This window comes from Streptomyces sp. NPDC058665 (assembly GCF_042714995.1).
In the GTDB taxonomy this organism is placed as follows: Bacteria; Actinomycetota; Actinomycetes; order Streptomycetales; family Streptomycetaceae; genus Streptomyces.
The window spans coordinates 1-25,194 of record NZ_JBHXRX010000034.1; the positions used below are offsets into that span (position 1 = coordinate 1).

19 protein-coding genes are annotated in these 25,194 nt (G+C 70.2%); 13 read left to right on the top strand and 6 right to left on the bottom strand.

Annotated features, from left to right (window positions below; all coding sequences use genetic code 11):
• Positions 1-110 precede the first annotated feature (110 nt).
• Both ACFWV8_RS22420 and ACFWV8_RS22425 read right to left on the bottom strand, forming a co-directional pair.
• Complete coding sequence (locus ACFWV8_RS22420; RefSeq protein ID WP_384205048.1) at positions 111-1,283, bottom strand: trypsin-like serine peptidase; 1,173 nt, start codon at positions 1,281-1,283, stop codon at positions 111-113.
• A 188-nt stretch (positions 1,284-1,471) separates the two neighbouring features.
• Positions 1,472-2,698 (bottom strand): trypsin-like serine peptidase, encoded by a 1,227-nt coding sequence (locus tag ACFWV8_RS22425; RefSeq protein ID WP_384205053.1) that lies wholly within the window; start codon positions 2,696-2,698, stop codon positions 1,472-1,474.
• A 481-nt stretch (positions 2,699-3,179) separates the two neighbouring features.
• Here ACFWV8_RS22425 and ACFWV8_RS22430 point away from each other — a divergent pair, with 481 nt between their 5' ends.
• Genes ACFWV8_RS22430 through ACFWV8_RS22445 form a run of 4 tightly spaced genes read left to right on the top strand, consistent with a single transcriptional unit; the run spans position 3,180 to position 10,017 of the window.
• A complete protein-coding gene (locus tag ACFWV8_RS22430; protein WP_384205058.1) occupies positions 3,180-5,156 on the top strand; it encodes an IucA/IucC family protein in 1,977 nt (658 codons plus the stop codon).
• Between the two features lie 41 nt (positions 5,157-5,197).
• Positions 5,198-6,007, top strand: a complete 810-nt coding sequence (locus ACFWV8_RS22435; RefSeq protein ID WP_384205064.1) for a GNAT family N-acetyltransferase — start codon at positions 5,198-5,200, stop codon at positions 6,005-6,007.
• Positions 6,008-6,067: 60 nt separating this feature from the next.
• On the top strand, positions 6,068-8,008 hold the full coding sequence (locus tag ACFWV8_RS22440; RefSeq protein WP_384205067.1) for an IucA/IucC family protein: 1,941 nt from the start codon (positions 6,068-6,070) through the stop codon (positions 8,006-8,008).
• A 38-nt stretch (positions 8,009-8,046) separates the two neighbouring features.
• Positions 8,047-10,017 (top strand): ATP-dependent DNA helicase, encoded by a 1,971-nt coding sequence (locus ACFWV8_RS22445; RefSeq protein ID WP_384205070.1) that lies wholly within the window; start codon positions 8,047-8,049, stop codon positions 10,015-10,017.
• Positions 10,018-10,088: 71 nt separating this feature from the next.
• On the opposite strand, the gene lexA is transcribed toward ACFWV8_RS22445, so the two are convergent.
• Positions 10,089-10,874 (bottom strand): transcriptional repressor LexA, encoded by a 786-nt coding sequence (lexA, locus tag ACFWV8_RS22450; RefSeq protein ID WP_189109009.1) that lies wholly within the window; start codon positions 10,872-10,874, stop codon positions 10,089-10,091.
• A 555-nt stretch (positions 10,875-11,429) separates the two neighbouring features.
• Between lexA and nrdR the strand changes: the two genes are divergently transcribed.
• Both nrdR and ACFWV8_RS22460 read left to right on the top strand, forming a co-directional pair.
• A complete protein-coding gene (gene nrdR / locus ACFWV8_RS22455) occupies positions 11,430-11,939 on the top strand; it encodes a transcriptional regulator NrdR (RefSeq protein ID WP_384205074.1) in 510 nt (169 codons plus the stop codon).
• Positions 11,940-12,191: 252 nt separating this feature from the next.
• Positions 12,192-15,086, top strand: coding sequence for a vitamin B12-dependent ribonucleotide reductase (locus tag ACFWV8_RS22460; RefSeq protein WP_384205077.1), 2,895 nt, complete (start codon positions 12,192-12,194; stop codon positions 15,084-15,086).
• Between the two features lie 78 nt (positions 15,087-15,164).
• Here the strand turns inward: ACFWV8_RS22460 and ACFWV8_RS22465 are convergent, their stop codons facing one another.
• Entirely contained in the window at positions 15,165-15,692 is a 528-nt protein-coding gene (locus tag ACFWV8_RS22465; protein ID WP_384205081.1) for a TerD family protein, read from the bottom strand.
• A gap of 216 nt (positions 15,693-15,908) precedes the next feature.
• Between ACFWV8_RS22465 and ACFWV8_RS22470 the strand changes: the two genes are divergently transcribed.
• The 4 genes from ACFWV8_RS22470 (at position 15,909) to ACFWV8_RS22485 (ending at position 20,227) form a co-directional block, all read left to right on the top strand.
• Complete coding sequence (locus ACFWV8_RS22470; protein WP_329380655.1) at positions 15,909-16,514, top strand: YdbC family protein; 606 nt, start codon at positions 15,909-15,911, stop codon at positions 16,512-16,514.
• A gap of 56 nt (positions 16,515-16,570) precedes the next feature.
• Positions 16,571-17,230, top strand: a complete 660-nt coding sequence (locus tag ACFWV8_RS22475) for a histidine phosphatase family protein (RefSeq protein ID WP_329380652.1) — start codon at positions 16,571-16,573, stop codon at positions 17,228-17,230.
• 12 nt (positions 17,231-17,242) lie between these two features.
• On the top strand, positions 17,243-18,160 hold the full coding sequence (locus tag ACFWV8_RS22480; protein ID WP_384205086.1) for an ADP-ribosylglycohydrolase family protein: 918 nt from the start codon (positions 17,243-17,245) through the stop codon (positions 18,158-18,160).
• A gap of 270 nt (positions 18,161-18,430) precedes the next feature.
• A complete protein-coding gene (locus ACFWV8_RS22485) occupies positions 18,431-20,227 on the top strand; it encodes a DUF4153 domain-containing protein (protein ID WP_384205089.1) in 1,797 nt (598 codons plus the stop codon).
• 95 nt (positions 20,228-20,322) lie between these two features.
• Here ACFWV8_RS22485 and ACFWV8_RS22490 read toward each other — a convergent pair whose 3' ends face one another.
• Positions 20,323-21,876 (bottom strand): MFS transporter, encoded by a 1,554-nt coding sequence (locus ACFWV8_RS22490; protein ID WP_384205091.1) that lies wholly within the window; start codon positions 21,874-21,876, stop codon positions 20,323-20,325.
• 131 nt (positions 21,877-22,007) lie between these two features.
• Between ACFWV8_RS22490 and ACFWV8_RS22495 the strand changes: the two genes are divergently transcribed.
• The 3 genes from ACFWV8_RS22495 to ACFWV8_RS22505 all read left to right on the top strand — a co-directional run bounded on the left by ACFWV8_RS22495 (position 22,008) and on the right by ACFWV8_RS22505 (position 24,399).
• A complete protein-coding gene (locus ACFWV8_RS22495) occupies positions 22,008-22,634 on the top strand; it encodes a TetR/AcrR family transcriptional regulator (RefSeq protein WP_384205094.1) in 627 nt (208 codons plus the stop codon).
• A gap of 189 nt (positions 22,635-22,823) precedes the next feature.
• Positions 22,824-23,534, top strand: coding sequence for a ribonuclease HII (locus ACFWV8_RS22500; protein WP_384205097.1), 711 nt, complete (start codon positions 22,824-22,826; stop codon positions 23,532-23,534).
• 199 nt (positions 23,535-23,733) lie between these two features.
• Positions 23,734-24,399 carry a hypothetical protein gene (locus ACFWV8_RS22505; RefSeq protein ID WP_384205101.1) on the top strand — a complete coding sequence of 222 codons (666 nt, stop codon included), beginning with the start codon at positions 23,734-23,736 and terminating at the stop codon, positions 24,397-24,399.
• A gap of 149 nt (positions 24,400-24,548) precedes the next feature.
• Here ACFWV8_RS22505 and ACFWV8_RS22510 read toward each other — a convergent pair whose 3' ends face one another.
• Complete coding sequence (locus tag ACFWV8_RS22510) at positions 24,549-25,175, bottom strand: hypothetical protein (RefSeq protein ID WP_329380633.1); 627 nt, start codon at positions 25,173-25,175, stop codon at positions 24,549-24,551.
• Between the last annotated feature and the right edge of the window lie 19 nt (positions 25,176-25,194).

Sequence of the window (25,194 nt, forward strand, 5' to 3'; positions counted from 1 at the left end):
GCGCACCGGCACCTGGTTACGGCGGAAGGCCCGCCCTCTCCCGCGGGAGAGGGCGGGCCTTCCGCCGTGCGTGGCCGCCGAAGCCGCCGCGACTGCCGTGCCGCGAGCGCCTACTGGCCCGCGAACTTGTCGCTCATCATCGTGTAGAGCTGTTCGGCGCCCTCGCCGAACCGGGGACCGGCGAGCCAGCCCGAAGTGACCGGGCCGATCGAGGTGTTGGAGACCAGCACCGATTCGCCGTCCGGTCCTGCCGCGATCCAGCCGCCGCCGGAGGAACCGCCGGTCATGGTGCAGCCGATGCGCCACATCGTGGGCGTACCGGGGGCGATCGAGAGCCTGCCGGCCGCGTCCACGCACTTGTGCATGATCAGCCCGTCGTACGGCGGGGCCGCCGGGTAGCCCCACGCGCCCAGATTGCCGATGCCGCTCGCCTCGGGGGCGTCGAAGTCCACGTCCAGGGCCGCGCCGACGGTCTCCTCAAGCGACTTGCCGCCGTTCTCGGGAGTGACGTGCATGACCGAGTAGTCGTACGCCGCTCCGTCGCCGCCGGTCGGGCCGCCCTCGTTGATCCACTCGTTGGACGTCGCGACCCAGTCGGCCCAGTACTGCCCGTACGGCGCGACCTCCTGCGGCTGCGCGTTCTGCAGCGCGTCGGCGGACTTGCCCGTGTTGTTGTAGGCGGGGACGAACATGATGTTGCGGTACCAGCCGCCGCCCGCGCCCGCGTGCACACAGTGGCCCGCGGTCCACACCAGGTTGGACCTGCCGGGATTCTTCGGGTCCTTGACGACGGTGGCCGAGCAGACCATGGAGCCCTCGGGGGAGTCGAAGAAGACCTTGCCGACCGGCGCCGCGTGGTCGGTGTACGGGGTCTTCTCCGGCTCGGCCTGGACCGGCCGCGGCTCGGGGTCGGTGACGTCCTGGTCACCGGAGAAGTCACCGGCGGCGAGGGTCTTCGTCGGCGACTTCGCCGTCTTCATCCGCTCGGGCTTCCACAGGTCCTCGATGACCGGGTTGACGAAGTCCTTCGCGCTGCGCAGCCACTTGTCCTTGTCCCAGTTCTTCCACTCACCGTCCTTCCACTTCTCCGGGTCGACACCGCGCTCCTTGAGCCGGTCGGCCAGATCCGCGGGAATCCCGCCGCCTGCCTCGTCTGCGGCGGAAGCCGAGGCGGCGGGTTTGTCGGACGCGCTGTCCTCGCTGTCACCGCCGCAGCCCGTCGCCGTCAGCGCGAGAGCCGCGGCGAGGCTGGTGGCGGCCAGCAGCGGACGTATGGATCGCATGAAAAACGTTCCCCCTGAAGGTACTTGGATCACTTGCCATGAACGTGTCACGCAAAAAGGTGGCCCTCAGGCGGACCACCTTGCGGTGACCTCACTCTATGCGGCCCGTTTCCGGGCCCGCCAAATAGGGAGTACCGGCAGGCGGTCCGTGTGCCCGACGGACACGGCGGACCGCCGCCGGATCCCGCCTACTGGCCGGCGTACTTCTTGCTGACCGCCTCGTAGATGCCCTTGGCCTCGTCGCCGAGCCGCGGGCCCGCGAGCCAGCCCGCCGTCACCGGGCCGATCGAGGTGTTCGACACCAGAGCGGGCCGGCCGTCCTGGCCGTTCGCGACCCAGCCGCCCCCGGACGAACCGCCGGTCATCGTGCATCCGATGCGGTGCATCGTCGGGTCCTGCGCGTTGATGGACAGCCGGCCCGGCTTGTCCTCGCACTGGAGGAGTTTCTGGCCGTCGAACGGCGGCGCCGCCGGATAACCCGTCGCCGTCATCGAATCGATCTCCGGCGTGGCCGGCGCGTTGAACTCGACCGGCAGCGCGGCCCCGACGGTCTCCTCCAGCGACTTGCCGTCACCGCCCTTCTCGGGCGTCACATGGATCACCGCGAAGTCGAACGGGGCACCAAGTCCGCCCGTCGGCGCTCCCTCCGAGATCCACTCCTCGGAGGTCTGCGCCCACTCGCCCCACCAGATGCCGTGCGGAGCGATCTCCTCCTTGGGAGCGGTCTCCAACTCCGAGATCGGCATGGCGCTGTTGTTGTACGACGGGACGAAGGCGATGTTCCGGTACCAGCCGCCGCTCTTGCCCGCGTGCACACAATGGCCCGCCGTCCAGACCATGTTGGACTTGCCGGGATTGGCGGGATCGTTCACCACGGTCGCGGAGCAGACCATCGAACCTTCGGGTCCGTCGAAGAACAGCTTGCCCGCCTCGGGCACGCTGCCGTCGTACGGCGCGTTCACCGCCGTCGCCTCGACCGGCCGCGGAGTCGGGTCGGTGACACCCGCGTCGCCGGAGATGTCCTCATCCGCGACCGGCTTGTCGGGCTCCTGGGCGTCCCGCATCCGGTCCGGGTCCCACAGGTCCTCGATGATGGGGTTGACGTAGTCCCGGGCCTCACGGAGCCACTTGTCCTTGTCCCAGTTCTTCCACTCGCCGTCCTTCCACTTGTCCAGGTCGATCCCGCGCTCCTTGAGGCGGTCCTGAAGATCGGCCGGGATAGTGATCTTGTCGTCGGAGGACACACCGGACGAACCGCTCGGCTTGTCCGCCGAGTTCGTCTCCTCGGTGGGACCGCAGGCGGTGGCCGTCAGTGCCAGGACGGCCGCGAAGGAGGCGACCGCGACCGCGGAGGAGCTTCCGCGCCGCGCGCCCCTCCCACGGCGAGTGGTGAACGGTGGGCGAATGGCTCGCATGTCGGGATCCCCCCTGGTACTTCGCGACTGTTCTGAACTGACGAATCAACTGGACCGAAGCGGATGAATCGACCCGGTCCTGGGGACCGGGGCCGGAATCAGGCCCCCACTATGCCGGTGCCGTTGGGGACGGCGCACGGCAGGGCCGTGGTTCCGCCGGCGAAGGATCTTCCCGTTGGCCGTGCTCCCGGACGCCTCCCGTCGTTGGTACCTTCGGGGGACTCGACGCCGGCGTTCGCCACTCGTACCGCGGCGCTCGACCCGCCGCGTCGACGCGTGACGTAACCGTTCCGGCGGGAGGACCGACAGCCGTGGCCGTGACCGAACTCCCTGTACCGATGCCGCTCGTCGCACCCGTCGGCGACGCCTCCACCCGGCCCGGGGACCACCGCCGTGACGACCGGCGGAAAGACCACCGACACCACCGGCCGGCGACCGCACCGGTTCGCTGATCCGGCCCCCCTCACAAGGAAGTCCTCCCGTGAACTCCACCCCCACGCCCGACGCCCCCGAGATCACCGACCGCCTCGCCACCCAGGACCCCCGACCGGGCGATCCGAACCACGCGGTGACCGCCGCGCCCCTGACGATCGGCGCCGCCACGGTGCCCCGCCAAGTGCCCGCCGCCGACGGGGCGGATACCGACTTCCGCACACCGGCGACGCCCGTGCCCGCCGCCGACCCGGACACACCGCTCGCACCCGCCGCCGACCCGGCCCCCCGGGCAGCGGCGGCCGAGCACCCGGACCACCTCGACGACCCCGACGCGGCGAAGGCCGCCGACGCCGCGTCCGTGGAGAACCTGCTGCGCTGCTGGGCCAGGGAGACCGACATCGCCCGGCCGGACGGGGACACCCTCAGGATCCCGCTCGACGCGAGCGGCACCGCCCTGCTCGTCCCCGTGCGCTACTGGTCGGCCACCGGCTGGCACCGCTTCGGCATGCCCCTCCTGGAGAGCGCGGGACCCGGCTCCGTTCCCGTCGACGCCGTCACCGTCGCCGCGCTCCTCAGCCGCGAGTCGGGTCGGAGTGAGGGCACCGAACTGGTCGCCCGCGTCGCCGACTCGGCCCGCCGTACGGCCGACTTCCTCACCGACCGCCGAGCGGCCCCCGGCCCCACGGGCACCGACCTCTTCCTCACCGCCGAACAGTCCCTCGTCCTCGGTCACCCCCTCCACCCCACACCCAAGAGCCGCGAGGGGCTCTCCGACACCGAACACCGCCACTTCTCACCCGAGTTGCGTGGTTCCTTCCCCCTCCACTGGATGGCCGTCGACCGCTCCGTGCTCGCCACCGACTCGGCCTGGACCGAGCAGGGCCGCGCCGTCCACGCGGAGCAGCTCACCACCCGTCTCGCGGGCGACCTGGCACTGCCCGACCACACCGTCCCGCTGCCTCTTCACCCCTGGCAGGCACGCGAGTTGACGCACCGTCCCGACGTACGGGCCCTCCTCGACGCCGGTCTGCTCCACGATCTCGGGCCCCACGGCGACCCCTGGCACCCCACCTCCTCGGTCCGGACGGTGCACCGGACCGGCGCACCCGCCATGCTCAAGCTCTCCCTCGGCGTACGCATCACCAACTCCCGCCGGGAGAACCTCCGCAAGGAACTCCACCGAGGAGTCGAGGTCCACCGGCTGCTGCGCGGCGGCCTCGCCCAGCAGTGGCGCGCCGCGCACCCCGGTTTCGACATCGTGCGCGACCCCGCCTGGCTCGCCGTCGACACTCCCGGCGGTGAACCGGTCACCGGGCTCGACGTGATGCTGCGCCACAACCCGTTCCGCCCCGAGAACGACGCCGTATGCGTCGCCGGACTCGTCACCCCCCGCCCCTGGCCCGGCCGTCCGCACATGTACTCCCGACTCGCCGACACCGTGAACCGCCTGGTCGCCCGCACCGGCCGGCCCTCCGGCGCCGTCTCGGCGGAGTGGTTCCTGCGCTATCTCGACCAGGTCGTACGCCCGGTGCTCTGGCTCGACGGCACGGCGGGCGTCGCGCTGGAAGCCCACCAGCAGAACACGCTGGTGGTTCTCGACCCCGACGGCTGGCCCGTCGGGGGCCGCTACCGCGACAACCAGGGCTACTACTTCCGCGAATCCCACCGTGACGCGCTCGACCGCCGTCTCCCCGACATCGGCAGGGTCAGCGACACCTTCGTCCCCGACCACATCACCGACGAGCGATTCGCCTACTACCTCGGCATCAACAACGTCCTCGGCCTCATCGGGGCGTTCGGCTCCCAGCGGCTCGCCGACGAACGCGTACTCATCGCCGCCTTCCGGCAGTTCCTCACCCGCGCCACGGCACTCGGCTCACCTCTGCCGGGCCAGCTCCTGGAGGCGACCACCCTGCGCTGCAAGGCCAACCTGCTGACCCGGCTGCACGGCCTTGACGAACTCGTCGGCCCTGTCGACACCCAGTCCGTCTACGTCACCATCGCCAACCCCCTTCGCGCCTGACCGCGCGCATCTGTCCGAACTGCCCAGAGGAGAGCGCCACCGTGCCTTCCACCGACGCGAGCACCGGGACCAGTACCGGCACCAGCACCGGGACCACCACCGGCGCGAAGAACGGCACCGGAGCCGGTCCCGGAGGCCCTGGAGGTCCCGGAGCGCAGCCGGCCGGGGATGCCCAGGACACCCTCGACCTGCGGCTGACCGAGGAACTCGTCGCGCTCTTCGGAGAGGATGAACCGGTGCCCGCCGAAACACCGGCGCCGGCCGCCGGTGCAGGCGAGTCCGCGCTCCTCGACTTCCCCGCCAGATGGGGCGTGGCGGGGACCTCCGCCGGTGTCTTCCGGCTTGTCCCTGTACGCGTCGAACGCGATCTGACCCTCATCAGCCGCTGGATGAACGACCCCGCCGTCGCCGCCTTCTGGGAGCTGGCGGGCCCCGAAGCCGTCACCGCCGACCATCTGGACACCCAGCTGCGCGGCGACGGACGGAGCGTCCCGTGTCTGGGCGTGCTCGACGGTGTCCCCATGAGCTACTGGGAGCTCTACCGCGCCGATCTCGATCCTCTCGCCCGCCAGTACCCCGCCCGTCCCCACGACACCGGAATCCACCTTCTTGTCGGCGGTGTGTCCAACCGCGGCCGGGGTGTCGGCACGACGCTCCTGCGAGCCGTCTCCGACCTCGTCCTCGACCACCGCCCGCGCTGCGGCCGCGTCATCGCCGAACCGGACCTCCGCAACACCCCCTCCGTCTCCGCCTTTCTCACCGCCGGTTTCCGCTTCTCGGCGGAGCTCGACCTCCCCGACAAACGAGCCGCGCTCATGATTCGCGAACGAGCCCTGCGAGACCTGCTGTGAACGACCCGCCGCTTTCCCCGCACCGTACGACCCACATCGGTTCCGTCCCGAGGAGTCCCCTTGCCGACATCCCCGACCGCACGCGCCTCCGCGACCCCCGGCAGAGGTTCCGCCAGAAGCCCGATATCCGGTGATCCCGATACGGCCGACACCGGCCCCACCGGTAACTCCGCCCCCGGCGACCCCCTCACCACCACCCCGCTCTTCACCCCGCCCGAACTGACCGCGCAGCTCTGGGCCGGGGCCGCCGCCCGTCTCCTCGCCAAACTCCTCGGCGAATTCGCGTACGAGGAGATCATCGAGCCCCTCGCGGAGGGCGGCGCCAACGGCGAAGCCGCCGACCACTACACCCTCGCGCTCGACGACGGCACCCCCCTCACCTTCACCGCCCGGCGCGGCGCCTACGGCGGCTGGCGCGTCGACCCCGACTCCGTCGAACACGCGGGACAGCCCTTCCGGGACCCCCTCCGCTTCCTCGTCCTCGCGCGCCGCACCCTCGCGATCGACGGCGCCACCCTCGGCCATCTCGTCCGCGAACTGAACGCCACCCTCGTCGCCGACGCCAGGATCGACGGCACCGCGCTCACCACGGCCCAGCTCGCCGACCTCGACTACGCCGAACTCGAAGGCCACCAGACCGGCCACCCCTGGCTCATACTCAACAAGGGCCGCACAGGCTTCTCGGCCACCGACGCCACCCGCTGGGCACCCGAGTCCCGCACCCCCTCCACGCTCCCCTGGATAGCGGTCAGCACCGGCCTCGCCGCCTACCGGGGCATCCCCTCCCTCGCCTCGCCCGAGCAGCTCTACGGCACCGAACTCGACCCCGCGACACGTGACGGCTTCGCCTCCGTGCTCCGCTCGCGCGGCCTCGACCCGGACACGTACCTCTATCTCCCCGTACATCCCTGGCAGTGGGACGAGGTACTCCTGCCGCTCTACGCCGCCGAGATCGCCGGCGGCGCGATCGTCCCGCTCCCCACCGACGGCGACGTCAGACTGCCGCAGCAGTCCATCCGTACGTTCCTCAACACCACCAGACCGGACCGGCACACGGTGAAACTGCCGCTGTCCATCCTCAACACCCTTGTCTGGCGCGGTCTGCCCACCGAACGCACACTCGCCGCTCCGGCCGTCACCGCCTGGATGCGAGAGCTGTACGAGTCGGACCCCTTCCTCCGCGACGAATGCCGAGTGATCCTGCTCGGCGAAGTGGCGTCGGTGACGGTGACCCACCCGCTCTACGACCACCTTCCCGAAGTCCCGTACCAGTACAAGGAACTCCTCGGCGCGATCTGGCGCGAACCCCTCCCCGCCCGGCTCGCCCCCGGCGAGCGCGCCCGGACTCTCGCGTCCCTCCTGCACACCGATCCACAGGGCCGCGCCTTCACCGCCGAGCTCGTGGAGCGCTCCGGACTCTCCGCCGAGGACTGGCTCACCCGCCTCTTCGCCGCGCTGCTGCCGCCCCTGCTGCGCTTCCTCTACCGCTACGGCACCGTCTTCTCACCGCACGGGGAGAACGCCGTCGTCGTCTTCGACGAGAGGGACGTGCCGGTGCGCCTCGCGATCAAGGACTTCGTGGACGACGTGAACGTCAGCGCCCAGTCGCTGCCGGAGCACGAGGCGATGCCGGCGGAGGTGCGCGAGATCCTCCTTACCGAAGAGCCGTCGTTCCTCACCCAGTTCATCCACTCCGGGCTCTTCATCGGTGTCTTCCGCTATCTCGCGCCGCTGTGCGAGGACCAACTGGCCGTACCGGAGAGGACGTTCTGGTCACTCGTACGGGCCGAGATCCTCCGCCACCAGGCCAGGTTCCCCGAACTCAAGGATCGCTTCGACACGTTCGACCTGCTCACGCCCCGTATCGCGCGGCTCTGTCTCAACCGCAACCGGCTGCATGTCGACGGATACCGCGACCGCGCGGAGCGCCCGCACGCCGCCGTGCACGGGACGGTGCCCAACCCGCTGGCGCTCCCGGCGGGCGCCGCGGACGGAACGTGATCGTCGTTGTCAGTGGTGAGCCGTAGGGTGGTCGAGCTATGACGAAGCCATCTCTCTCCGAGCTCCTCCATGCCGCCGTCACCGCTGTCGGCGGTGTGGAACGCCCAGGCCAGGTCACCATGGCCGAGGCCGTCGCGGAGGTCATCGACGACAACTCCCATCTGCTCGTGCAGGCCGGCACCGGCACCGGAAAGTCCCTCGGCTATCTGGTGCCCGCGCTGGCGCACGGCGAGCGTGTCGTGGTGGCCACCGCGACCCTGGCCCTCCAGCGCCAGCTCGTGGAGCGCGACCTTCCCCGTACGGTCGACGCGCTGAGCCCCCTGCTGGGGCGGCGGCCCGAGTACGCCATGCTCAAGGGCCGCTCCAACTACCTGTGTCTGCACCGCCTCAACGAGGGCGTGCCGCAGGAAGAGGAGGACGGGCTCTTCGACCAGTTCGAGGCGGCGGCCCCCACGAGCAAGCTCGGCCAGGACCTGCTGAGGATGCGGGACTGGGCGGACGAGACGGAGACCGGCGACCGGGACAATCTCACGCCGGGTGTCTCCGACCGGGCATGGGCGCAGATCTCCGTGTCCTCCCGTGAGTGCCTGGGCGCGACGAAGTGCGCGTACGGCGCCGAGTGCTTCGCCGAGATGGCGCGCGAGCGGGCCAAGCTCGCCGATGTCGTGATCACCAACCACGCGCTCCTGGCCATCGACGCCATCGAGGGCGCCCCCGTCGTCCCGCAGCACGAGGTGCTGATCGTCGACGAGGCCCACGAGCTGGTGTCGCGGGTGACCGGCGTCGCCACCGGCGAGCTCACCCCCGGCCAGGTCAACCGCGCGGTGCGCCGCGCGGCCAAGCTGGTCGACGAGAAGGCGGCCGACTCGCTCCAGACGGCCGCCGAGACCTTCGAGCGGCTGATGGAGCTGGCGCTCCCCGGCCGGCTCGAAGAGATCCCCGAAGACCTCGGCTACGCACTGATGGCCCTGCGTGACGCCGCGCGCACGGTGATCTCGGCGATGGGTGCCACCCGCGACAAGTCCGTGCAGGACGAGGACGCCGTACGTAAACAGGCTCTCGCGTCCGTCGAGTCCGTCCACACCGTCGCGGAGCGGATCGCCAACGGCAGCGAGTGGGACGTGGTCTGGTACGAACGCCACGACCGGTTCGGGGCGTCTCTGCGGGTCGCCCCGCTCTCGGTCTCAGGCTTGCTGCGGGAGAAGCTCTTCAACGAGCGCTCGGTGGTCCTGACCTCGGCCACGCTGAAGCTCGGCGGCGACTTCAACGGCGTCGGAGCGTCGCTGGGGCTGGCCCCGGAGGGCACCGAAGGGGAAGACGTCCCGCAGTGGAAGGGCATCGACGTCGGCTCGCCCTTCGACTATCCCAAGCAGGGCATTCTCTATGTCGCCCGTCATCTCTCCCCTCCCAGCAGGGAGCCGTCGCGCGGCGACATGATGGACGAGCTCGCCGAGCTGGTCGAGGCGGCCGGCGGCCGTACGCTCGGACTGTTCTCCTCCATGCGGGCCGCTCAGGCGGCGGCGGAGGAGCTGCGCGGCCGGCTCGACACGCCGATCCTCCTCCAAGGGGAGGAAACCCTCGGCGAGTTGATCAAGGCGTTCGCGGCCGACCCCGCGACGTGTCTGTTCGGCACACTCTCGCTCTGGCAGGGCGTGGACGTCCCCGGGCCGAGTTCACAGCTGGTGGTGATGGACCGGATTCCGTTCCCGCGCCCGGACGATCCACTGATGAGCGCGCGCCAGAAGGCGGTGGAAGAGGCCGGTGGCAACGGCTTCATGTCCGTGGCGGCCACCCATGCCGCCCTGCTGATGGCCCAGGGCGCCGGCAGGCTGGTGAGGGCGTCGGGAGACCGCGGTGTCGTGGCCGTACTGGACTCGCGGCTGGCGAACGCGCGGTACGGCAGCTATCTGCGGGCCTCGATGCCCGATTTCTGGTACACGACGGACCGCAACCAGGCCCGTCGCTCCCTCGCCGCGATCGACGCGAAGGCAAAGGCGGACGGCCAGTAGCCGGGGAGGGCACAGCGAGGCCCCGGGACCGGCGCAGTGAGTCCCGGGGCCGGCTTGGAGCCGGCGAGCCCTCACACCCGCCGCAGGACCGCCACAACCTTGCCGAGGATCGTCGCGTCGTCGCCGGGAATCGGCTGGTACGCCGCGTTGTGCGGGAGCAGCCAGACATGGCCGTCCTCGCGCCGGAAGCGCTTGACGGTGGCCTCGCCGTCCAGCATCGCGGCCACGATGTCTCCGTTCTCCGCCACCGGCTGGCGGCGGACCGTCACCCAGTCGCCGTCGCAGATCGCCGCTTCGATCATCGAGTCCCCGACGACCTTGAGGACGAACAGCTCGCCGTCACCCACCAGTTGGCGGGGGAGCGGGAACACGTCCTCGACGGACTCCTCGGCGAGGATCGGCCCGCCTGCCGCGATGCGGCCGACCAGCGGCACATACGACGCGGCGGGCTTGCCCGTTGTGTCCGTCTGCTGGGTGCTCGGCTGGTCCGACCCCCGGACCTCGTACGCCCTCGGCCGGTGCGGATCCCTGCGGAGGAATCCCTTGCGCTCCAGAGCCATCAGCTGATGGGCGACCGAGGAAGTGCTGGACAGGCCGACAGCCTGGCCGATCTCCCGCATCGACGGGGGATATCCCCGCCGCTGAACGGAGTCACGGATGACTTCGATGACCCGCCGCTGCCGGTCCGTGAGACCGGAACTGTCCGCCCGGATTCCAGGAGGTCGGCCGGGCAGCGAACGGGTGGGCTTTACGCCCTCCGGATTTGCGGCTGCGTCATTCATGGCATGCACCGGCTCGAGTCGGCTCTGGGAGCGGTCCTGGGCGGTAATGGTGGCGCTGTCTGCTGCGGTGGTCACGTCGGCCCCTCTCGAAATGTTCTCCCTAGCTGGACAACGGTAGTTGCTTTCGAAAGGTTGCGCCAAACACACGTTCGAGTGAAAATCCCCGGAAGTGCTGACGCGACTATTTCGGCGGTGTATGTGGCGCGTATTCGGCACCCTCCGCGCGAGCCGTCGCAGCGGCCGGCCACGGTCCGTCCAAGAGCCGTCCCCCGCTCGCCGGGGGATCGCGGAGGCAGTCCCCGCCGCTCTCACGGAAGGGTCGACGGCGCCCCAGTGTCTCATCGGGCGGCCCGGGATCGCGGTACCTTCCGGGCTCCCGTACTCTCGTGCCCGGCCCGCTCGCGCCGAGCGCCGCAGGGCCGCCGATCCCTCGCCCGCCGCGACACGCGCGACCGTCCCGAAACGTGCGCGAGCCCCACATGTAGTGGTTGGATTGGCTCAGTCGCCCAGAAGTAGTGGTCCCGGGTCTTTCCTCGCCGAGGTCATCGCTTATGCTGGAGACCGCTTCGTACGGCCCGCCCAGGGCCCGTCGGGGCTTCTCAGTCGTGCTGTGAAGGAGGGTCGGAAGCCATGCACTGCCCCTTCTGCAGGCACCCCGACAGCCGTGTCGTCGACAGTCGCACCACCGACGACGGGACGTCCATCCGGCGCCGCCGTCAGTGCCCCGACTGCTCGCGCCGTTTCACGACGGTCGAGACCGCCTCGCTGATGGTGATCAAGCGCAGCGGAGTCACGGAGCCCTTCAGCCGTACCAAGGTCATCTCCGGAGTGCGCAAGGCGTGCCAGGGGCGACCGGTCACCGAGGACGCTCTCGCCCAACTCGGCCAGCGGGTCGAGGAGGCGCTGCGCGCCACCGGCAGCGCCGAACTGACCACCCATGATGTTGGGCTGGCCATACTCGGCCCCTTGCAGGAGCTCGACCTCGTCGCGTACCTGCGCTTCGCATCCGTATACAGGGCGTTCGACTCGCCCGAAGACTTCGAGGCCGCCGTGGCGGAGCTCCGCACGCGGCCTCCTGGAGAGAAAGGCGGGGCCGGCGCGACCCCCGGGGTCCCCGAGCCCGTCACCGCCGCCGACTGACCGGACACCGGCACCGGCAGCGGCACCGGTCATACCGACTTGTCGGTGACCACCGATCGGTCATCGATGGATCATCGATCGGTTATCGACCTATCGCGACAGCTCAGCGACCGATCATTGTCGATCGGGCGCCCAGCGGCGATGAGACCCGTCATGAGCGCCCCACGCGGCGCCCGTGGCGACGGACACATCACTGTGCCAAGGGAAGAACGTGGCACTTCAGGGCGTTTTCGCCTGTATATGGGAGGCGGCATGACAGAGACGGCGAGCGGTCCGACGGCGCGAGGATCCCGGAGCAAGGGAGCCAAGACCGGCAAGGGCCTGCGTATCGAGCGAATCCACACGACCCCCGGCGTGCATCCGTACGACGAGGTGGTCTGGGAGCGCCGGGACGTCGTCATGACCAACTGGCGCGACGGGTCGGTCAACTTCGACCAGCGTGGCGTCGAGTTCCCCGGCTTCTGGTCGGTGAACGCGGTCAACATCGTCACCAGCAAGTACTTCCGCGGGGCTGTCGGCACGCCCCAGCGTGAGACGAGCCTCAAGCAGCTCATCGACCGGATCGTGAAGACGTACCGCAAGGCGGGCGAGAACAACGCCTACTTCGCCTCACCCGCGGACGCCGAGATCTTCGAGCACGAGCTGGCGTACGCCCTCCTGCACCAGATCTTCAGCTTCAACTCGCCGGTGTGGTTCAACGTCGGGACGCCGCAGCCCCAGCAGGTCTCGGCCTGCTTCATCCTGGCCGTCGACGACTCCATGGAGTCGATCCTCGACTGGTACAAGGAAGAGGGCATGATCTTCAAGGGCGGCTCGGGCGCCGGCCTGAACCTCTCGCGGATCCGTTCTTCCAAGGAGCTTCTCTCCTCGGGTGGCAACGCGTCGGGTCCCGTCTCCTTCATGCGCGGTGCCGACGCCTCCGCCGGGACGATCAAGTCCGGCGGTGCCACGCGCCGTGCGGCCAAGATGGTCATTCTCGATGTCGACCACCCCGACATCGAGAACTTCATCGAGACGAAGGTGAAGGAAGAGGAGAAGATCCGCGCCCTGCGTGACGCGGGCTTCGACATGGATCTGGGCGGCGACGACATCACGTCCGTCCAGTATCAGAACGCCAACAACTCGGTCCGTGTGAACGACGAGTTCATGAAGGCCGTCGAGGCCGGCGGGAAGTTCGGGCTGCGCGCCCGGATGACCGGCGAAGTCATCGAAGAGGTCGAGGCGAAGTCCCTCTTCCGCAAGATGGCCGAGGCCGCGTGGGCCTGCGCCGACCCCGGTATTCAGTACGACGACACGATCAACCAGTGGCACACCTGCCCGGAATCCGGCCGGATCAACGGCTCGAACCCGTGCAGCGAGTACATGCACCTGGACAACACGTCGTGCAATCTCGCCTCGCTGAACCTGATGAAGTTCCTCAAGGACGACGGCAAGGGAAACCAGTCCTTCGAGATCGACCGTTTCTCCAAGGTCGTCGAACTGGTCATCACGGCGATGGACATCTCCATCTGCTTCGCGGACTTCCCGACCCAGAAGATCGGCGAGAACACCCGCGCCTTCCGTCAGTTGGGCATCGGCTACGCCAACCTCGGCGCCCTGCTGATGGCGACCGGTCACGCCTACGACAGTGACGGCGGGCGCGCGCTCGCCGGCGCGATCACCTCCCTGATGACGAGCACGTCGTACAAGCGCTCCGCCGAACTGGCCGCGGTCGTCGGTCCGTACGACGGCTACGCGCGCAACGCCGCGCCGCACCAGCGCGTCATGAAGCAGCACGCGGACGCCAACAGCGCGGCCGTGCACGTCGACGACCTGGACAGCCCGATCTGGGCCGCGGCCACGGAGGCCTGGCAGGACGTCATCCGGCTCGGCGCCAAGAACGGCTTCCGCAACGCGCAGGCCTCGGTTATCGCGCCCACCGGCACCATCGGTCTGGCGATGTCCTGCGACACGACAGGACTCGAACCCGACCTCGCGCTGGTCAAGTTCAAGAAGCTGGTCGGCGGCGGCTCGATGCAGATCGTCAACGGCACGGTGCCGCAGGCCCTGCGCCGGCTGGGCTACCAGGAGGAGCAGATCGAGGCGGTCGTCGCCCACATCGCCGAGAACGGCAACGTGATCGACGCGCCCGGCCTCAAGCCCGAGCACTACCCGGTCTTCGACTGCGCGATGGGCGAGCGTTCCATCTCCGCGATGGGCCATGTCCGGATGATGGCGGCGATCCAGCCGTGGATCTCCGGCGCGCTCTCCAAGACGGTGAACCTGCCGGAGACGGCCACCGTCGAGGATGTCGAAGAGGTCTACTTCCAGGCGTGGAAGCTCGGCGTCAAGGCGCTGGCGATCTACCGCGACAACTGCAAGGTCGGCCAGCCGCTCTCCGCGAAGAAGAAGGAACAGGTCGCGGAGAAGGCCGAGGACACCATCCGCCAGGCGGTGGAGAAGGTCGTCGAGTACCGCCCCGTCCGGATGCGCCTGCCCAAGGGCCGTCCCGGCATCACCACGTCCTTCACGGTGGGCGGCGCCGAGGGCTACATGACGGCGAACTCCTACCCGGACGACGGGCTCGGCGAGGTCTTCCTGAAGATGTCCAAGCAGGGGTCGACCCTCGCGGGCATGATGGACGCCTTCTCGATCGCGGTGTCGGTGGGTCTTCAGTACGGCGTCCCGCTGGAGACGTACGTCTCGAAGTTCACGAACATGCGCTTCGAGCCGGCGGGTATGACGGACGACCCGGACGTGCGGCTCGCCCAGTCGATCGTGGACTACATCTTCCGGCGTCTGGCGCTGGACTTCCTCCCGTTCGAGACGCGTTCGGCCCTCGGGATCCACTCGGCGGACGAGCGCCAGCGTCACCTGGAGACCGGCTCGTACGAGCCGTCCCTGGAGGACGAGGGACTGGACGCCGACAGCCTGGTGCAGTCCGCACCGCGCCCGGTGGAGCCGCTGAAGTCGGTGGGGTCGGCGGCGACGTCGAACGCGGCGGAGGCGCCGGCTCCCAGGCAGGCGCACACCTCGGCGGAGCTGGTCGAGATGCAGCTCGGTATCAGCGCCGACGCGCCGCTCTGCTTCTCGTGCGGCACGAAGATGCAGCGGGCCGGTTCCTGCTACATCTGCGAGGGCTGCGGGTCGACCAGCGGCTGCAGCTGATCTCCTGAAGCGGGGCCGCCGGCCACGGCCGGCGGCCCCACTTCGCGCGGAGGGCCCCTGAAGCGGCCGGCGGAGCCGTCAGATTCCGCCCATCTGCTCCGTGAACTCCTGGGGGTCGGCGTCGAAGCCCCGGAAAGCCGGATAGAAGTCCCACTTTCCCAGCTCGTCCCTGGTGAACTCGGCGATCGTCGCCGCCGTCGAGCCAGGGGCGGCGGTGAAGTCGCTCGCCGTCAGTTCCGTGAGGCCCTCGCGGAGGAGGACCGTCGGGCGCGATATGTCGCTGAACGTGCGGCGGCCCTCGCGCTGTTGGATGACGACTCCCACGATCACGCGTACATAGTCCGCGTTCAGCCGGTCGAGCTCCAGTTTCATCACTTCGTCGGCGCCGAAGCCCTGGCCCGTGCGGCTCTCCCTCTCCAGGATGATCGTGCCGTCGGGGGAGCGGCTGTCGAAGTGGACCAGATACGCCGGACGGTTGCTCGGTGTGCTCGCGGTGTACGTCGCGGCCACGATGTCGAGGTCGTGCGGCGGCCGGCCCAGTTCGCTGGGATCCCATTTGAGGACGACCTCGATCTTCTTGACCCCCCTGTTGAGACTTCTGCTCACCGGTCATCCCTCCGTACGTCCAACATCACTGACCGCAAGGCTAGTCGGCTGGACCGACAACGCACTGCCGGTAACGGCGAGTTGACGCCACATGGCGACGACTCGCCATCCGGTCCTTCTCGCCCGGGGGTATCGGTGCGGGATCCGGCGCGGTGCCCGGCGTGCGGACCTCCCGGAGCGTGACCTGGGCCACGTTCGGCCCCGTACGATGGCGCGGTGCTGGTCAAGTGGATTCGCTGCACGGTGACAGACCGACGTGGTTTCGAACGCGGGCAGCGCAAATGGGCGGGGCTGCTCGGCGAGCCGGGATTCCGGGGACAGGGCGGGGGCTGGAGCAGGGGGCGGCCGGGGGTGGCGCACGTCTTCGCCTTCTGGGAGAGCCGGGCCTTCTACGACTCCTTCATGGCGCGCTCCCACGACCGGCTGGCCGCCGCGCAGTCGGGCACCTTCAGGGAAGCCCAGGCCAAACTCTTCGACTACCGCTTCGACGTGAAGACGGGTTTCGAGCCGAAGTTCACCGACGCGGACGTGGTCCGGATCGCGCACAGCAAGGTGCACGAGGACCGCGTCGAGCATTTCGCGCTGATGCAGGAGAAGGTCTGGAATCCGGCGATGGCGGGCTCGCCGGGGATGGTGCGCGGGGTGTTCGGGGACGCCCCGGGCAACGAGTTCCTGGTGCTCTCGATGTGGCAGTCGGCCGCCGAACACGGCAAGTACCGGATCGAGCGGGTCGAGCGGCTGTCGCTCCGTGCGCAGACCGCCGCGGACGTCGCGGCGCTGGCGGGCGACGTGGTCGATCTCGAACCCGGCTGGACGGTCTGAGGGCCCGGCGGCCGGTGCCCCGTCAAGATCCACACGACAGGCCCTAGGGTCGAGTCATGGTGAGACCGCGACGCATCGTCCTCGTCCGGCACGGCGAGTCGGCGGGCAACGCCGACGACACGGTGTACGAACGTGAACCCGACCATTCCCTGAGGCTCACCGAGACGGGATGGCGCCAGGCCGAGGAGGCGGGCGTACGGCTGCGCGAGCAGTTCGGCCGCGAGCGGGTGAGCGTGTACGTGTCGCCCTACCGCCGCACCCATGAGACCTTCCGCGCCTTCGGCCTCGACCCTGAGCTGGTGCGGGTCCGCGAGGAGCCCCGGCTGCGCGAACAGGACTGGGGCAACTGGCAGGACCCCGAGGACGTACGGCTCCAGAAGGCGTACCGCGACGCCTACGGGCACTTCTTCTACCGCTTCGCCCAGGGGGAGTCCGGCGCCGACGTGTACGACCGGGTCGACGCCTTCCTGGAGAGCCTGCACCGGAGCTTCGAGGCCGCCGACCATCCCCCCAACGTGCTGCTGATCACCCACGGCCTGACCATGCGGCTCTTCTGCATGCGCTGGTTCCACTGGTCCGTCGCCGAGTTCGAGTCGCTGTCCAATCCCGGCAACGGGGAGTCGCGGACACTGCTGCTCGGTGAGGACGGGCGGTACACCCTGGACCGGCCTTTCGAGCGCTGGCGCACCCCGGAGCCGTACGGCGTCACCGGTTAGAGTGAGGAGGAGATGACCGCTGACACCACACCCCATCCGCTCGATCCGCGCTTCCGGCGCGCCATGGCAAGCCTGCGCGGGCTCTCCGTAGGAGACGCGCTCGGCTCACAGTTCTTCGTCCCCGTGAACTATCCGCTGCTCAAGCGGCGCGAACTGCCGCCCGGCCCGTGGCAGTGGACGGACGACGCCGAGATGGCCACCTCGGTCCTGGCCGTCCTCGCCGTCCACGGACGCGTCGACCAGGACGCGCTCGCGCGCTCCTTCGCCACGAACCACGACTTCGACCGCGGCTACGGCCCCGCGGTGAACCGCATGCTCCGGCTGGTCAGGGAGGGCGGCGACTGGCGGGAACTGGCCGCCGGGCTCTTCAACGGCCAGGGCTCCTGGGGGAACGGCGCCGCCATGCGTATCGCGCCGCTCGGCGCCTGGTACGCCGACGACCCCGAGCAGGCCACGCACCAGGCCGAGATCTCCGCGTACACGACGCATCAGCACCGCGAGGCCGTGGCCGGCGCGATGGCGGTGGCCGCGGCGACCGCCGTCGCCGCCGGGCCGGCCGGACCGCCGGCGCCGGGGGACCTGCTCGACGCTGTCATCGCGCTCGTGCCCCGCAGCGCCGTGGGAGCCGGGCTGCGCCGCGCGCGGGACATGCTCGACTACGACGACGCCGGTACGGTCGCCGCGGTGCTGGGCAGCGGCCGGCGTACGACGGCGCACGACACCGTCCCGTTCGCACTCTGGTCGGCGGCACGTTCGCTCGGCGACTTCGAGCGGGCCTTCTGGAACACGGCGCAGGTGGGCGGCGACGTCGACACGAACTGCGCCATCGTCGGGGGAGTGGTGGCGGCGGTGGACATCGGCGCCCCACCGGCGACCTGGGTGGAGCAGACGGAAGCGCTGCCCGACTGGCTGCCGCCGGGGCCTCGCTGACGAGACCGCCTCTGTAGGAGGCGCTCCCCGCTTCTCCGAGCGGCGCTCCCCGGAAAGCTGTTCCGTGTGTCTTCTTCAAGAGGCGCGCTCCACGCGACTGTCACGGTCCCGCCACAGAGTCGGCTCGGAACGGGCGCTACCGCCGCGTGGCGCTAGCCTCGGCCCATCGCCGCCTCGTTGATCATCCACGGGGCGTGCGCCTAGGTGAGCCCCGGATCCACGCGCCGGCCTGTCGGCGTGCGCAATGGCACCGGGCGGGGAGGGGGGCCAGTGTCAGACACGCCATCGAATTCGAACGAGGCACCGGAACCGGCGGCAGGTGGGGAGCCGGAGCCGGGCCCGTCGCGAAAGCACGAGCAGGACATCCAGGACGCGGTGCCCCGTCCGCGTGCCGTAGCGGCACAGGCGGGCGCTCCGGCGCGGGCCGGAGCCGCGGCGCAGCCGCGCAAGGCGTCCCACGGGCCCGCCGCGACGCACACCGGACGCAGGCCGCAGACGCCGCATCCCACCAACTGGCAGCAGTGGCAGCCCGCCAGGAGCGATCCTCCCGCCTGGATCGGCGAGATCAGCTCCGACGAACCGGCCCGCATCGGCGTCGCCACCCTCTGGTGCGTCGCCGTCACCGGTCTGCTCAGCGGGCTGCTGCTCGGCGAAGGGCTCGGGCTCAACCTGCTGATCGTGAGCGTCCCGGCCGCGCTCGGCGCGTACTTCGCCGCGCGGGAGGCCGGACGGCGGCTGCGCCCCTGGACCCTGGTCTGGGCCGTCGGCGGCGTCGCGCTGCTCTCCGTACCCGCGCTGCGCGACGCCGGCTGGCCGACGTTCCTCGCCATGACGTCAGCGCTGGCGCTCGGTTCGCTCGCCCTGCACGGCTGTCGCACCTGGCCGGGCGTCGTCCTCGGCCCGTTCGGGCTGTTCGGCTCGGTCGGCACCGGCCTGTTCTGGGGCGCGAAGGGTGTGCGGGACCGCGCCGAAGGCTCCCGGGGCCGGTGGGCACCCGTCGTCCGTACGGTCGTCGCCGCCGCCGTCCTGCTCGTCGTCTTCGGCGCGCTCTTCGCGAGCGCCGACGCCGCCTTCGCCGATCTGCTCGGCGGGCTGACGCCCGATGTCTCCGTCGCCGACGGACCGTGGCGCACGCTGCTGTTCGTCCTCGGCGTCGTGGGCGCCCTCGCAGCCGCTCACACGGCGGCGGCGCCGCTGCACTGGGACCGGATCACCGTACGGCCGGGGAAGGCGCGGAACCGGGTCGAGTGGGCGCTGCCGCTGATTGTCCTCAACCTGCTCTTCGCCGTCTTCATCGGCGTACAGCTCACCGTGCTGTTCGGCGGCTACGACAAGGTTCTGAGCGAGACGGGTCTGACGTACTCCGAGTACGCCACACAGGGCTTCTGGCAACTGCTGGGCGCCACCCTGCTCACCCTGCTCGTGATAGGTCTCGCACGGCGCTGGGCACCGCGCGACGGCGCGCGGGACCGCACGCTCGTGAGCGCCGTGCTCGGGGTTCTGTGCGTTCTCACGCTCGTCGTCGTCGCGTCCGCGCTGCGCCGCATGGACCTGTACGTGGACGCGTACGGGCTGACGCGTCTGCGGGTCTCGGTGGCCGCGATGGAGCTGTGGCTCGGGGTCGTGATCGTCCTGATCATGGCCGCCGGTGTGTTCGGCGGGCGCTGGCTGCCGCGCGCCGTGGCCGTCAGCGGTGCGGCGAGCGTTCTGATCTTCGGCCTGATCTCGCCGGACGCACTCGTCGCCGAGCGGAACGTCGACCGCTACCGGACCTCCGACAAGATCGACATCGAGTACTTCCAGCAGCTCTCCGCCGACGCCGTACCGGCACTCGACACGCTCCCCGAGCCACTGCGCTCCTGTGCGCTGGAGGGCATCGCCCGCGGACTGGGTGGATCGGACGAGCCGTGGTACGCGACGAGTTGGGGCGAGTCGAAGGCCAGGGACATCCTCGACGACCGGCCGATCAGCCCTCGTTGGGAGGAGTGCTTGGCGTTGGGCGCGACGAATGACTCGGTCGGCGGGCGCGACCGGTACGTCGACGGGCACACCGGCGACGGTTACTGAGGGCGCTTCGCCCGGCGGGCCGCGCGGGCCTGCCGGGCGCCGTCACCTCCTGCGTACGGGACGTCCTCCCCCCCACGGGGACGTCCCTTACGGGTCTACGCGACCGGCCCGGCGGCGCTCGCCTTGCCGCTGAGCGCCTCCAGGTCGCTCTTGCGTACCCGGACCACCAGCGTCGCCGTCAGCAGTGCCAGGAGCACCATGCCCACCGCGGCCATGAAGGCGGTCGAGATGCCCTGCGTGAGCACCTCGTGGCCCCAGCGCCCCGGCATCTCGTGGGTCTGGGCGAACTGCGCCTTCTCGGCCGGCGACGCCTCCGCCATGAACGACGGCAGCTGCTTCTCGGCCTCGTTGCGGCTCGCCGTACCGAAGACGGTGACCAGGATGGACAGCCCCAGCGAACCGCCCACCTGCTGGCTCGCGTTGAGCAGGCCCGAAGCGGCGCCCGCCTCGTGCTGCGCGACCCCGGAGACGGCGGTCAGCGTGAGGGTCACGAAGTTGAGCCCCATGCCGAAGCCGAAGAGCACCATCGGACCGAGCACACCGCTCAGGTACGAGCTCTCCGGAGTGATCAGCGTCTGCCAGAAGAGTCCGAGGCCCGTGATCGTCGAGCCGACGACCATGAACGGCTTCGGGCCGAGCACCGGCAGCAGCCGCTGCGAGAGTCCCGCTCCCAAGCCGATCGCGAGGGTCACGGGCAGGAACGCGAGGCCGGACTGGATGGGGCTGTAGTCGAGTACGTTCTGCACGAACAGCACGATGAAAAAGAACATCCCGAACATGGCCGCGGCCAGGCTCAGCATGATGATGTAGGTGCCCGACCGGTTCCGGTCGGCGAACATCCTCAGGGGAGTGATCGGTTCCTTCGCCCGCGACTCGACGAGGGCGAAGGCGGCGAGCAGGATCACGGCCGCCGCGAACGACCCGATGGTGAGCGAGTCGCGCCAGCCTTCCTCCGAGGCGCGGATGAACCCGTAGACGAGCGAGGCCATGCCCAGGGTGGACGTCGCGGCGCCGGAGAGGTCGAAACGGCCCGGGTGGCGCTTGGACTCGCTGATGTACATCGGTGCCAGTACGGCGATCAGCACGCCGATCGGCACGTTGACGAAGAACACCCAGCGCCAGTCGAGCCATTCGGTGAGCATCCCGCCGGCCAGCAGGCCGAGCGCGCCACCACCCGCCGAGACGGCGGCGAAGACTCCGAAGGCCCTGTTCCGTTCGGGCCCCTCGGGGAACGTGGTGGTGATGAGGGCGAGCGAGGTGGGCGAGGCGATGGCGCCGCCGACCCCCTGGAGCGCGCGGGCGGCGAGGAGCTGCCACGGCTCCTGGGCGAAACCGCCGAGCAGCGAGGCGAAGGTGAAGAGCAGGATGCCGGTCATGAAGACGCGGCGGCGGCCGAGGATGTCGCCCGCGCGGCCACCGAGGAGCAGCAGACCACCGAAGGTGAGCGTGTACGCGCTCAGGACCCAGGAGAGGTCCGTGGTGGAGAAACTGAGGGCATCCTGGATGTGCGGGAGCGCGATATTCACAATTGTCGCGTCGAGTACGACCATGAGTTGGCAGGCCGCGATGACGGTCAGGGCGATGCCGGGCCGCCCTTCCCGGCGGGCCGCACCCGGCTCGCGTTCTGCTTCGAGTTGAGAGGTTGTCACTACGAGAGTCCCCCAAGTGAATTAGTGAACGGATGCGTTCACTGTGCCGTCCACGGTAGTGAGTCCCCATCAGTGAACGCAACCGTTCACTGGAGCTGCCGCCTGAATTTTTGCCTCATGGAGATCTGCTGATGGTTACTTCACGCTCGTCGGCCACCGCTCGGTCGCGGACAGTGGTGCCACGACGCCGCGGTCCGGTGCTGGAACGCGCGATTCTCGATGCCGCGTTGGAGCAATTGAGCACGGTGGGCTGGAACGGGCTGACCATGGAGGGTGTCGCCGCCGAGGCGCAGACCGGTAAGGCCGCGGTGTATCGGCGCTGGCCTTCCAAGGAGGATCTCGTCGCCGACGCGCTCGCGTCGGGGCTTCCTTCGCTCGACGACGCCCCCGACCTAGGCGGAATCCGCGACGATCTCTACGCGTTGACCAGGCTGGTCCGGGAGGTGATGTACTCGCGGCCGGGGTGGGCGCTCCGCGCGGTCCTCCACGAATGCGACCAGTCGTCGTCCGAGCGTTTCCAGGCGCTGATCATGAACGGAGTGATCCAGCCCTCGGCCGACCTGTTCGGGGAAGTCGTGCGCCGGGGTATCCGGCGGGGTGACGTGCGGCCCGACGTCACCGGCTCGATGATCTTCGACGTCATCCCGGCCGTGCTGATGTACCGGTCGAAGGTGTGCACCAGCGAATGGCCCGACGCGGAGATCGCGGAGCTCATCGACCAGGTCATGCTGCCGATGCTCCGGTCGTCCTCGGGCTGACGCGCGACTCCGCGGTGAGCCCGCCGACGGGGCGGGCTCCGCGCTGCCGGGACGCGTCGTACTCCTTTGTGTCGAGGGGGTGTTGGGGCGTACGGCGCCCGGCGGTGACGGCCGGGGGGAGCGGTCGCGTACGGCCGGGGGAACCCGGGGTGACGCGTGGGCCCCGGGCGGCGTAACCTTGCAAGCGCCATGCCGTACGAACCACCTACCCACGCCGTAGAGCGATCGCTCCGCGCCACCACCGGTGCCAAGATCATCGCTGGTGTCGACGAGGTCGGACGCGGAGCGTGGGCGGGACCGGTGACGGTCTGCGCGGCTGTCACGGGCCTGCGCCGGGCCCCCGTCGGACTCACCGACTCCAAGCTGATCAGTCCCAAGCGCCGCGCCGACATGGCGCTGGAGCTCGAATCGTGGGTGACCGCCCACGCGATAGGGCACGCCTCGCCGGAGGAGATCGACGACCGGGGGATGACGGCGGCGCTTCGGCTCGCCGCCGAACGTGCCCTGAACGCACTGCCGGTGCGGCCAGACGCCGTGATCCTGGACGGCAAACACGACTACCTCGGCAAGCCCTGGCAGGTCCGGACGGTCATCAAGGGCGACATCTCCTGCGTCTCGGTGGCCGCCGCCTCGGTGCTGGCCAAGGTGCGCAGGGACACGATGATGGCCGAACTGGCCGCCACGTCCGAGGAATGCGAGGGTTTCGCCTTCCACGACAACGTCGGATACCCCTCGCCGGTGCACAAGGCCGCGCTGCTGGAACGGGGGCCGACCTCGTACCACCGGCTCTCGTGGGCCTATCTTGACGCACTGCCCCGGTGGCGCCATCTCAAGAAGGTCAGGATCTCCGCCGAGGCGGAGCCGGTGGAGAGCGAGGGTCAGCTCGGCTTCGACTTCTGACGCGAACGCCCTGACGCGAACCGCTCGTTACCACGATCCGCGACGAAGACTCGCGTGAACCATCCGACGTGACCGGCCTGTCCGGTTCGGCGAGTTCGGCCCGTGCACCGCCCCGGCCGTACCCGCCAAGCGATACATATGGCGCAGATGTGCCCACCCCCCGGTGACTTGCGCGTCTGCGTTTGATAGACATCCACCCATGCCTCTCATCCCCGAGGAGCCTCAGATTCACGAGAGTGCCCAGGGTCCGCGCGCCACTCCGGCCACCGGCCGTACCGCGCCGAACCCCCGTCCCGTTCCCGGCCCCCGTCCCGGTCCGCGTCCCGTTCCCGGTCCGCGCGCCGTCCCGGGGCCGCGGTCCTCGGCCACACCGCGTCCCGGACATCCGGGTCGCGGTCCCGCGAGGCCCGCACCGCCGGAGCGCTCGCAGGCCCCCGCCGAACGGCCCGCGGCCGTCCCGCAGGAGACCCCTGCCGAACCTCAGCTCCAACTGATCCCCGCCTCGGCGGACGGTGCGCTGGACGCCGCCGACGAGGCGGTCGACCTGCTGCTGGACTCCGGTCGCGCGCCGGGCGACATCCTCGTACTCACCACGGGCGAACAGCACCCGTGGGCCGCGCACGAGCTGTCCTTCGGTGAGAACTCCTACTGGGAGCAGCACGACACGGGCGAGGACGTCTTCTTCGCCGACGCCTCGGCGCTGGACCGCGCGAAGGCGCGGCCCGTGGTCGTCGTCGCGCTCAACGGTGGCGACGCCGACAGCGCCGCGAGCGTCCTGCCGGCGGCGCGGAAGCAGGCCGGCGCGCTGCTCGTCGTCTGCGGTGACCCGCAGCGGGTCAACTCCGTGCTCGGCGCGGGCGTCTGACACCGGTTTCCCCGGCGGAGGGCCGAGGCCGGACATGGCCGCGGTCCTGGTCCGGATCGGCCACGACCCGGCTGCCCCGCGTGGGCGGCCGGGCCGGCGGCGACGAGGCGACCGGTGGACGGCCCGGCCGGCCGACGACGCGCGAGCGGTCAGCGGGCCGCCGCGCGGCGCAGCGCGTCCACCGCGCCGCCACCGGAACGTACCGGCGTGGGAGCGGGGTCGATCACCGTCTCGGCCAGGCTCTCGGGCGGTGAGTCGGAGCTGGGCCGACGGCCGCCCCGGCCCTCACCCAGCACCTGCCAGCCGCCCCGTGTGAGGGTGATGTAGGCGCCGCAGCGCAGGCCGTGCAGTGTGCAGGCGTCCCGCAGCCCCCACATCCACGCCCCGTCCTCCTCGGTCCAACGCTCGTCGCCGTCACGGCAGTAGAGAAGTACGGCGGTACGCACCGGGGTACGGCGGCGCAGATCGTGCGGGATGACCCGGCGCAGATGCGCCAGCAGGGCGTTCCGGAACTCCCAGCCGTCTACCGGCACCGCCCTCGGGGCGAACGAGGCGCTGGCCGCGAGACGTTCCTCGTGGTCGAGCACGGCGACGATCGCTGTCGCAGGAGTCGGCCGGTGGCGGGAGTGCAGACCGCTCACGACCTCGCGTGGGGAACGGAGCAGGGGTATGCCGGCCGCCGCCCACTCGGCGGGCTCAAGTGTCCTGGCGAGGCGGGTGACGGAATCGGCTGTCGTGATCGATGAGGCTGCGGACGGAGCGAATCCGAAGGTCACGTTCCTCCCTTCGCATACG